The organism is Bacteroides sp. An279, assembly GCF_002159615.1.
Classification (GTDB): Bacteria; Bacteroidota; Bacteroidia; order Bacteroidales; family Bacteroidaceae; genus Phocaeicola; species Phocaeicola intestinalis.
Map to the genome: position 1 here is coordinate 59,054 of NZ_NFJA01000005.1, position 11,939 is coordinate 70,992.

The 11,939-nt window shown below is 43.6% G+C and carries 6 protein-coding genes; 1 reads left to right on the forward strand and 5 read right to left on the reverse strand.

What is annotated here, in order from left to right:
- Positions 1–11: 11 nt before the first annotated feature.
- From B5F78_RS01825 to B5F78_RS01845, 5 genes are all read right to left on the reverse strand, one after another.
- Positions 12–4,211 (reverse strand): hybrid sensor histidine kinase/response regulator transcription factor, encoded by a 4,200-nt coding sequence (locus B5F78_RS01825; RefSeq protein WP_239473443.1) that lies wholly within the window; start codon positions 4,209–4,211, stop codon positions 12–14.
- Complete coding sequence (locus B5F78_RS01830; RefSeq protein WP_087396900.1) at positions 4,208–5,527, reverse strand: family 43 glycosylhydrolase; 1,320 nt, start codon at positions 5,525–5,527, stop codon at positions 4,208–4,210. Before B5F78_RS01830 ends, B5F78_RS01825 begins: the two co-directional genes overlap by 4 nt.
- A 578-nt stretch (positions 5,528–6,105) precedes the next feature.
- Positions 6,106–6,756, reverse strand: coding sequence for a DNA alkylation repair protein (locus B5F78_RS01835; RefSeq protein WP_087405802.1), 651 nt, complete (start codon positions 6,754–6,756; stop codon positions 6,106–6,108).
- 295 nt (positions 6,757–7,051) lie between these two features.
- The gene (locus B5F78_RS01840) at positions 7,052–9,013 is read right to left on the reverse strand and encodes a dipeptidyl-peptidase 3 family protein (RefSeq protein ID WP_022041323.1); all 1,962 of its coding nucleotides are present in this window, start codon (positions 9,011–9,013) and stop codon (positions 7,052–7,054) included.
- A gap of 18 nt (positions 9,014–9,031) precedes the next feature.
- Positions 9,032–9,502, reverse strand: coding sequence for a helix-turn-helix domain-containing protein (locus B5F78_RS01845; protein WP_022041322.1), 471 nt, complete (start codon positions 9,500–9,502; stop codon positions 9,032–9,034).
- A gap of 506 nt (positions 9,503–10,008) precedes the next feature.
- On the opposite strand from B5F78_RS01845, the gene recQ reads away from it, so the two are divergent.
- Positions 10,009–11,826, forward strand: coding sequence for a DNA helicase RecQ (gene recQ, locus B5F78_RS01855; RefSeq protein WP_087247681.1), 1,818 nt, complete (start codon positions 10,009–10,011; stop codon positions 11,824–11,826).
- The last annotated feature ends 113 nt before the right edge of the window (positions 11,827–11,939 follow it).

Sequence of the window (11,939 nt, forward strand, 5' to 3'; positions counted from 1 at the left end):
TGCCGCTTTCGTCAAGTCTTGACGAAAGCGGTGGGGGTCTGTCCATATTGACGGACAAAAACCCTGGTAAAATATTTCGGATCGTTAAAACCAACCTTATAAGCGACCTCAGACACAATTACATTACTACTATTTTCCAACAACAACTTCGCTTTCTGCAAACGGTAAACCTGCAGGAAACGTACAGGCGAAAGCCCTGTCAACGAAACCATTTTCTTATAGATGACTGCATAACTGACATGCAACATCTCCATCCACTCCTTTACGCCAAAATCAGAGTCAGCATAATTACGCTCCAATACTGCCAAAACTTCATTCATAAAAACCTTGTCTGGCTGGGCAAGGTCTTTCAACTCCGGCATAAATTCCTGCTCAACATCCGACCTACGTCGCTGTATCTCACGGTTTTTTATTACAGACTGAAGACAGGCCGACAAAACAGCCTCATCAAAAGGTTTGGTCAGATACCCATCAACGCCACTACCAAAACTTTCGGTCTGTGCTTCAGCGTCCGAATTGGCCGAAAGCAAAACAAAAGGAATATGTTTCAATGAACGGTCTGCACGTATTTTCCGACAAAAGGCAATACCGTCACATATCGGCATCATCAAATCGGAAAGAATCAAATCGGGTACCAGTTTGCATGCTAAATCATACCCCTGATTGCCGTCACTGGCCTCTGCCACATTATAAAACTTTTCAAGTATCACTTTTAAATAACACCGCATATCCGGATTATCCTCAACCAACAATAAAAGCGGCTTACTTCCATCTACCGGTACATAAGTTTCAGCATCATTACCCAATAATACAGGCTGCTGATGCATTACGGCATCCGGTTCTTTTTCGGCATCTGCCAATGTAACCGGGAAATAAAGCCGGAAAGCCACCCCTCGCCTATCCGAACTTTTAACTTTAATGACTCCACCCAACAAATTTACAATTTCTTTTACAATGTGAAGTCCGATTCCTGTATTCCGCTGCCCATATACCGAATAACGTTCTTGCCCTTTAATACTATAAAAACGATGAAATATGCGCTCGGTCTCTTCAGGCGGGATGTTACTCCCCGTATTTAAAACTGATAAATACAGCAACATCTTTCCCTCCTTATTCCTAAACTGGCAAGCATACAACGTAATCATTCCTCTTTCGGGAGTATGCTTGACTGCATTAGACAACAAATTGAACAGCACCTTGTGCAAATGCTCTTTATCGGAAGAAATAAAATCTGCCTTCAGACGAACCTTACAAGAAAAAATCAGATGATGCTCTTTCATCAATCCGGAAAAATCGGTTACAACAGCATTCAAAAAACGCCTGAAGTCAAAACATTCATAATTCAAGGTCAATTTCTTTGTATCAATCTTACGCAAATCTATCAGTTGTTCGACCAATGACAACAAATAACGGGCATTACGTAAGATAATTTGCAAACTTTCCTTTTGCTCTTTTCCGACAAGCTGACCTTCTAGTTGCTGGGCTGGTCCCTGAATCAATGTCAAAGGTGTCTTGAACTCATGTGCCATATTAGTAAAGTATGACAACTTCTCCCGATTTATCTCATCCATTTGTTTGGACATCGACACTATTTCATCCCGTTGCCGGATAATGGTTTCTCTCGAAGTCGTCAACTCGGTTATGGTCTGATGCAACTCTTGTGTACGTTCATCTATTTTCCTTTTCAATAGACGCTGAACATATTTTTGCCGGGAATTATATGCATAAACGGTATATCCCAATGCCAATATAGCGACCAATGCCAGCAACGTATAAAACCATCCGGTACGGTAAAAAGGAGGATGAACTATTATCTTTAGCCGGGTCAGTTGCGATGACCACGTATTATCATGATTCGTACAGCGCATCTCCAACGTATAGGTTCCAGGAGACAGATTGGTATACCTTGCAATCCGGTTCATCAATCCGATATTGGGGGTTTTATCCAATTCAAGAATACGGTAAGTATAAAAAACCTTTTCCGGTTCCAAATACTCCAGACAACTGAAAGTCACTTCAAACGAATTCTGGGGCGGATACAGATGCAATTCTTGGGCATTGACAATACTCGATAAAAGATTGGTCTCATCCAGATAAGGCACCAAAGACCGTCCTCCAAAAGAAACATTGGTCAGCACCACCTTACGCTGCTCTGGCACTGGAAAGTTCATAACCGGACAAAAGACCACCAACCCATCGGTAGTACCTAACAGCAAACGGTCATCCGAGGTCTTGCATCCTGAACGCCGATAAAACTGAGGCACCAACAATCCGTCTTCCTGATCAAACTTAAAAGCCCTCCGAGTAAGAATATCAAAAAAATAAACGCCTTTCAATGTACAAATCCACAAGTTTCCACTATCATCTGCGAATATACTTGAAATGCTTGTATCCGACAATCCACATCTCACATCGTAATTTTTAAACTTACACGCCGACAAAAGCCTTGCATCCTCCAATAAATAAATACCATTACCCTGACTACCCAAATAAATATCACCGTTCTGTGCCTCGAATATACATGTTATCCTCTCACTGACTGCATGCTCTGAAGCATCCAGCTTATACCGGTAATAAAAACATTCATAAGTATCCTGCGGATTTGCCAAATCAATAACCCCCACTCCATTGCCACCTATCCACAAGCGGGAATGCGAATCTACGAGTATGGTATGCATATTATACATTTCCTCTCCCGTATGGGTATAATAATGCAACTGACTGATAGCTCCCGAAGAAAAGTCTAACAGATAAATGTAATTATTGCAGCAAATCCATAGCGAATTGCGTAGACTATCCAAAGCGATATCGTAAACATCATTCGACGGCAACTGAGTGGTAGATACATCATAATGTTCGAACACAGGAGCATCCAGACATTCTTTTGGCAACCGGTCAATTCCGCCACCTATGGTTGCTATCCAATAATTCCCTTCAAAATCCTGCACAATGCGTGATATATTATCATGCGACAAAGAACGGGAATCTCCAGGAACATGCCTGTAAAAACGAAAAGACCGGCTTCCTCTTCTACGGATAGCCAAGCCTCCATCGACCAGGCCAGCCAGAATATTTCCTTCATCGTCTTCTATCACCGTACTGATAACATTCGGACTGCCTTTTTCATACCCACGCAAAAAATAAGTGAATGAAATCCGTACCGGTGACAAAATATTGACCCCACCAAATTCTGTACCTACCCAAAATACATTATCGTCATCTACCCAGACTCGATTAATCAAATTATCATTCAACGACTGAGGAGCATCTCCCTTACCATACCTGGCAAAATGCCCACCCTGCCTGAGCACATTCAAACCATTGCGTGTACCTATCACCATATCGCCCGAAGTATTCCGGGTGATATCTGTTACAAAATCAGAAGACAAGCTTTCCGGGTCATCAGATGCATGGCGATAAGAAACAAACTTCATATTCTGTGTGTCACAACAATACAATCCACTCTGAGTGCCCAGCCACAAATAATCTCCATAAGCATAAGCACTGGTGAAAATCAGCTTCGAGACATCAAGTCCAGTCCACAAAGACGTCAATGCATAATACTGGGTTCCGGAAGAAGCAAAACGGAAGAGACACCCGTATCCGCCAGCCCATACCTCGTTACCGTGCTGGACCAATACACGGATATCTACATCCGATTTCAGAATCTGCACATCCTGGATATGCCGAAACTTATCCAGCCTGACATACACCAACCCGTCACTTTTCCCAATCCACAAATTCTCGAACTCATCAATTAAAATCGTCTGGACCGGCGAATGAAGTATCTCCTGATGTTCACCTGCATAATCCCGAAACGATTCAACCTGCTCACTTTCCAAATCAATGAACATTACTCCTGCCTCGGTCGCTACCCACAAATGCCCACTATTATCTTCGGTAATGTCATTAATATAGTTGCTTTCAATAACCCTTTCTTCCCAACCGGAAGATACAGAATAATGTTTGAATTCATAACCGTCATAACGGTCCAATCCGTTTGAAGTCCCTAACCATACAAAGTGGAAACGGTCTTGGTGAATGGCACGGATGGTATTGTCGCATAAACCTTCGTGCATCGTTACATAACGGTAATTAAAAGATGCAGAATTACTTTGGGCACATAAAATACCCCCAAAGGCTTCACCCAACAAACCAAGCACAACCAGCAACAAGGCAAGCGGCTTCATCCTATTCCTTTTATATATCATTCGAAACGTATCCAATCAACTTGCACATTTCTTCCCGACGACAAAGAAACACACAAATTATGAACCCCTTCTTGCAACCCGGTCAACGGCACCGTCAACGTCTGCCAACGTCCTACAGTAACAGGCACTTCTATATCAGCTATCACATGTCCATCGGCACAGACCTGTAACGTTCCACCCATCTCCGAACTTACCCGGGCGCTCACCTTTTGCAACTTTCCATCGCCAAAATCCACCCGATGAAAAGTAACCCATGCACCTTCATGACTGAAAAATGTCTTCCACCCTTCGAATTTATCATCCTGATTCACATAATCAATAAAAACTCCTTCTTCACTTTTTGTGCTATAACGGTCTATCTGAATCAGGCTACGGGCATCCGCAATCCCGACTCCACGCAAGGTAGGAACCACTTGCCGGATAGTCCCGTCAGCATTAAAAAACAACGAGTCAATACATACCGAACGATTCTTGTCGAAATCCGGGCTATAATCATTATGGTGATAAAACAAATACCATTGTCCCTTATACTCCAACAACGAATGATGATTGGTCCAGCATCCTGTAGGTGACTGGTCCATGATGATGCCCTTATATTCAAACGGTCCCATCGGAGAATCACTCATTGCATAAGCCAGACACTCCGTTTTATCTTTTACCCATGGATAAGTCAGATAATACTTACCATTGCGTTCGAAAGCAAAAGGCCCTTCTTTAAACCCATCTTTCACATCGGCCACAAGTACTGGAGCCGAATCCAGTTCTGTCAGGTTATCCTTCAGACGAGCTACATTCAATCCTCTTCCCGACCAATACAGATAAGCCTGTCCGTCTTTATCCAATAACACACAAGGGTCAATCCCCTGTACCCCAGCTATCGGCTCGGCCAAAGGCTTGAATGGTCCAAACGGAGTATCGGACGTAGCTACACCGATACGGAAGCCTTTCTCACCCTTTGGACTGGCAGGGAAAAAGAAATAATACGTTCCGTTCTTATACACACAATCGGGAGCCCACATCGAATAAGAGCCGGCATCACCCCATGGCACATCTGACTGGGAAAGTACAACCCCATGGTCTGTCCACTTCACCAGATCCTCTGATGAAAACACATGATAATCTTCCATACAAAACCATTCCTGCAAACGTTCTACAGGACTAGGAATATCGTGCGAAGGATAAAGATACACTTTCCCTTCGAATACCCGGGCTGTAGGATCAGCCGTAAACTGTCCGGAAATAATCGGATTTTGCGCTACAAGTCCAGAGAATGCCCCCAGACACAGCAATAAGACAAACAACACTCTTTTATTCATAATACTAAACCCAACAATTCTAAATGATTCAACAAAGATACACAAATACCTATAATTATCATTCTTTTATCCGAACGAAAATCTTTCTATTCCGAATAAAAAAAACGGGAATTTGTTTAAGAAATTGTTTTGAAATTATCGTGTATTGATTGGGGATGAGTTTTTGAGGCATTTCCGCTTGTGTAATGAGGAGGATAACGGGCTATCAGACGAATAAAACCGGAAAAACGAACCGGAAACAGATGCAAAAACTGAGATGTAATAATACTTTAATTGAATATCCGCTATCAGTCCATCCCGATGAGTTGAAAACGCAGTAGTACTGCATTCGCTGATGAAGATATATTCAACTGCGGATGAAGATATATTCAACCGCGGATGGAGATATATTCAACCGCGGATGGAGATATATTCAACTGCGGATGCAGTATATATTCATTTTTCAGGGGTATATATTAGCTGTTGGCAGACATGCATTTATTTAAAAAGCATCCCATGTAGGGGGCAAAATGCGGATATCCATATTTATTTATCATCGCCTTCGGTACCTGTTTTTGCAGGTTGCATAAAACAGGCTCTTATCCAATATAGCTTTCGATTAATGCTCTCACTTCCGGCTTTTTCGATTTCAAACAAGTTGAGAGTTGTTTATGGATAAATTTCGCATTCGCATCAGACTGCTCTGCATATTTGCGTAAGGCAAGCGCGGCTGCCCGCTGTACTACAAGATATTCGCTTTCAACAGAGGTAAAAGCCTGGTCGATGAACTCTGCTTCGGCACGTTCGTTCAATACAAGTCCCCGCGACAGCAGGCGTGCCATCAGCAAGAAACCACACAAAAGGAAGTATTCGCGCTCATCTGCCATCCAGTGGAACACGACTTCCGCAGCATAAGGCAAACGCTGGAAAAGGTTCATCACTGTGTACTCTGCCAACTCGGGATAACGCATGTCTTCTATCCAGATATCGGCAATTTCAGGATAAAAAGTTTCCGCCGGCTGAAGCAACCCTGCCATAATCTTGCACTCCCGAATGTCTTCCTTCCACAAGGCTTGTGCCAAATCGTGGTCGGGAGTATATTCTGCCGCTATCTCCTTAATACGTGGGTACTCAATCCCGAAGTTAACTTTGTAATTCATCCCTTTCTCTCGCATGCTTTGCGATATGGGACCGTTCATAAACAAACGGAATTTTGATTTGATTTCTTTAAGTGTTTCGTGTAAGTCCATATTTCTTTTTTTGAATGTCGGCATTTAGCCACAAAAAAGTTATAGTAGCACAAAAATGATTTGCGAAAAATCATTTGTCATGCTGAGTAGAGGGTGTATCAAAATCGGAATCAACTTTCATTTTGTCATCCTGAGTGCCTATTTCCTGCGGAAAACCCATTCGATTATGACATTACTTTTTGACAGTCGTTTTTTCTTTTGATACAGCCTCCCTCAGGACAACAAAATAAAAGCCGTTTTATCTTTTGATATCCACCTTGAATGATATACCATGCGCTTCGTAATGGAATTTCTATTATTTCACATTCGCATACTCCCGGGCATAACGTAACATCTGTTCTGCATATCCCTCGGTATAAGATACCAGTACATCGGTCACCTTGCCTTCGGCATCGGTCTGTAAGGTATAAACGGGATTGACAAAACCTTTGTAAGGAGCCAAGTGCAGACGTTTGTAACGGCGTAACACCTCGGCATGGAGAATCGGGTCTACCTGTACCCCATACGTTTCCACCAACAGACGTGCCGCTTCGTAGTCGCCTTCGCTTTTAATGCGCTGCACTTCGGCAAGCAAGCGTCCGAAGAGTGTACGCAGATGGAGATAGTCGTTAATGCGTACATAGGTCTTTCCTTCGCGCACCACCATTTCGACCACCTTGTCTGTCTTTCCTTGTTCAAGTACCCAACGGGCTATCAGCTGACGATTCCGCATGTGTGCTTCTTCTACCGTATGACCAGGTTCTATCCGTACCAGCTGAGTCATCAGACCGTTCATCATATACGAATAATACGCAGCCTTATAGGCTTCGGCATCGGGTAGCAGTCCCAGTTCCAGCAGTTTGCTGTCGGCAAGGTAATACAGGCCGAACAAGTCGGCACGCGCCTCTTCAACCGTTGAGCCATATGCTTTCAAGGCATCGGCATCCACGCCCGGAAGCAGCTTGCCCGAACCATGCCCCAAGCATTCGTGCAGGTCGGTGTGCAAGTCGTCTGTAATGTCGGCATACTTGTCAAGCAGAGCCAGTTCGGTATCGCCATATACAAATTCCTCACGGAAACCGTTTCCTCTGGCGGCACGATTGTATGCTTCGGTCAGGTTGCCGATAGTGACAGACTTTGAGCCATGCACGCTCCGTATCCAGTTCGAGTTAGGCAGGTTAATGCCAATAGCTGTTGACGGATACAAATCACCTCCCAAAATAGCAGCAGTAACGACTTTTGCCGAAACACCTTTTACGGATTTCTTTTTAAAACGCACATCAACAGGCGAATGATCTTCAAACCATTGTGCTTCGCCACTAATCAGTTCGGTGCGCCGTGTAGCCTCCAAATCCTTGAAGTCGACAATCGACTCCCAACTTGCCTTCATCCCTAACGGGTCGCCATAACTCTCGATGAATCCGTTGACGAAATCCACCCGCGAACTAGTGTCCTTCAGCCATGCAATGGAATATTCATCGAATGTATGCAGACTGCCCGTACGGTAAAACTCTATCAGCAGACGGATGACCTGGATTTGTTTTTCATTTTCTGCCACGGTCTCGGCTTTTTCCAGCCAGTCGATGATACGCTCTATAGCTTCGGAATACATCCCGCCCACCTTCCAGACCTGTTCGGTAATCTGACCTTGTTCTTTCACCAACTTGCTATTCATTCCATACATTACCGGTTCGTCGGTACTTCCCAATGCTTTTTGTCTTGCATAGAAAGTTTCCGCCTCACTTTGCGTTACTCCTTCATAATAGTTCGCGGCAGAGGTCTGAACCAAATCTTCTCCATCTGTCTGATTAACCCGTTTAGGCATCACATCCGGAGAAAAAATTACCGGAAAGAGTTTATTGCACATAGCCTGTACATCTTCCTCTCCTGCAAGTGGCAATACCGACGGACTTACAGCATCAATAAGCATGGAAAGATAATCGGGTGAAAATCCCGGTACAAACTTGTCGCATGCATAATGATGATGAATTCCATTCGAGAACCATACGCGTTTCAGGTAAATTTCGAACAAACGGAATTCTTCCGTATCACGGTTTCCGTTGAAATGTACGTAGAGTGTTTCGAGCAAACGACGGATTTGCAAATTGTATTTCCCGTTTTGGTCGAACAAGATGTCACGTCCCTCCAATGCTGCCTCTGAAAGATAATACACCAGCATTTTCTGTCTCAAAGACAACTGTTCGAACCCAGGTACCCGGTAACGCAAGATTTGTAAATCCGCAAATTGCTCTACCGTATAAGAGAATGTTTCTTCCATGAATACATTTTTAGTTTCTTAAACTCCCCGTTTCCGTTTTCGGTAGCCATTCGGTGTCTCTCCTGTATTCTTATAAAAAGCTGCATAAAACGACTGCCGGTTCGAAAAGCCTACCATTGCGCTGATTTCTTCTACATTTTTATCTGCATAGCGCTTGTCTACCAGCAAATGCAATGCTTCTTTAATCCGGTATTCGTTCACCAGACACGAATAATTCATACCAAAACGGGAATTAATTACTGCCGATAAATAACGGGTGTTGGTCTTTAATTCCTTTGCCAAGTCTTTTGCCGAATAATTGGGGTCTTTGTACTTTTTCTGTACGACCAAAATATTCAGAACCTTATCATACAATTCATCCGCAAGTTCTGCCCGGATCATATCGCGATAGGCAGCTTCCTTAATCTTGCGTTCACGCACATTGTAAGGCTTCCTCACGGAGACTTCTTCTTTACGTTCTACTTCTTCTAGTTGATTATTTTCCCTCATCTGTCTTTTAAAATAATAAGTGTAATTTTATTGAATAGTTGCAATTATACAAATTACGTAAGTTTTTTTCTATTCTACAACATATTTAGCTGCTTATTTTTGAATTATGCCATTTTTTTTATTTATTTATGCCAATCGGGAGTAAAAAGGGAGTCAGAAGAAGTTATCGCCCGCCGGGCGGCTGGAGGTTAGAAGCTAATACTTCGGGGTTCGGTTTCAGAAGCAGGACTATTGACCTTTCTAGTAGTACCAAATTGACTTGCCAAAAAACTCTGAGGTCTTGCCATCTAAGGAAAGGTTGTGAAAAATCTCGTGTACATACACGTGAACGTTTCCGGGATACTTTACTTCGTTACCAATGACAAATGATTTTTTGCTATTCATGATGTTCCTATCCGACACACCGGAAAAACGGCTTGTAAACATGAAAGTGAAAAAATAATCAGCAATTCCGCGCATTCCGACTTCAAATTCGCTTAACTTTGCACCCTGATATGAATACAGAAATGCTTAAGACACTCAAATCTTATTTCGGATATACCAGTTTCCGACCGTTGCAAGAAGATATCATCAACTGCATCCTGCAAAAAAAAGATACCTTGGTACTGATGCCTACCGGCGGCGGTAAATCACTCTGCTACCAGATACCGGCATTGCTGATGGAAGGAACCGCCATCGTAGTCTCTCCGCTAATCTCCTTGATGAAAGACCAGGTAGAAGCCTTACAGAACAACGGTATCATTGCACGTGCCTTGAACAGCACCAACGATGAAACCAGCAATGCCAATATCCGTTTCGAGTGCCGGCAAGGCAGGGTAAAGCTGCTCTACATCTCTCCCGAACGGCTGTTGACGGAAATCAACTACCTGCTGAAAGACATCCGTATCTCACTTTTCGCCATTGATGAAGCCCACTGCATTTCACAGTGGGGACATGATTTCCGTCCTGAATATACCCAACTGAAAACATTGCGTGAACAATTTCCGCAAATACCTGTGGTAGCACTGACTGCTACTGCCGACAAAATAACACGGCAAGACATCGTGAAGCAACTGGCAATGCGTGACCCACAGATATTCATATCATCTTTCGACCGTCCGAACCTAAGTCTTGACGTAAAACGGGGCTATCAGCAGAAAGAGAAGATACGTACCATCGTAGACTTCATCAGCCGCCATGCCGGAGAAAGCGGCATCATCTATTGCATGAGCCGGAACACAACTGAAAAAGTAGCAGAAATCTTGGAAGGATACGGCATATCCACTACTGTCTACCATGCCGGATTGAGTGCAGCTACACGCGATGCGGCTCAAGAGGATTTCATCAACGACCGTATACAGGTGGTATGCGCTACCATTGCATTCGGAATGGGCATTGACAAATCAAACGTACGCTGGGTCATCCATTACAATCTTCCGAAAAGTATCGAAAGTTTTTATCAGGAAATAGGACGTGCCGGACGTGACGGACTGCCCAGTGACACTTTACTGTTTTATTCTTTAGCAGACATTGTGCTACTTTCACGTTTTGCCTCAGAAAGCGGACAACAAGAGTTGAACATGGAAAAATTGAAACGTATGCAACAGTATGCCGAAGCGGACATTTGCCGCCGGCGTATTCTGCTGAACTATTTCGGCGAAAGCATGGACCACGATTGTGGAAATTGTGATGTATGCCGCAATCCTCCTCAGCGTTTCGACGGAACCATCTTGGTGCAAAAGGCACTAAGCGCCATAGCCCGTACTGACCAACAGGTGGGTACAAGTACCTTAATAGACATACTGAAAGGGGCTGCAACAGCAGATATCATCGAACGCGGATACGACAAGCTGAAAACCTATGGAGCCGGACGAGATGTACCGGCACGCGACTGGCAAGACTATCTGTTACAAATGTTGAACCTGGGATATTTTGAAGTGGCCTACAACGAAAAAAATCATCTCAAAATAACAGAGACAGGAAAAAAAGTATTGTTCGGGCACGAACGTGCACAATTAGTAGTTATCAAACGAGAAGAATTCCTCTCTCACGAGAAGCGTAAAAGGAAGAAAACGGCGTCACACATTACTCCCGTACAACCGGAACCTACAATGTTTGAAGATGAAAACCTCCAGCTGTTCGAAGCCTTGCGGGCACTTCGCAAAAAACTTGCCGACCAACAGGCTATCCCTGCCTACATTGTCCTGTCGGATAAGGTACTTCATTTGCTAGCCTCTTCCAGACCTACTACCATCGATGCCTTTGGAGAAATAAGCGGCATTGGCGAATACAAGAAAGAACGTTATGGGAAAGAATTTATCGAAGTAATCCGACGGTTTAGCTGATAACATTTTAGAAGCTGTTTTGAATTTATCGTGCGATGATTTGGGATGAGTTTTTGAGGCATTTTCGCTTCTGTGATGAGGAAGATAGCGGGCTATCTGACGAAGAACAGGAG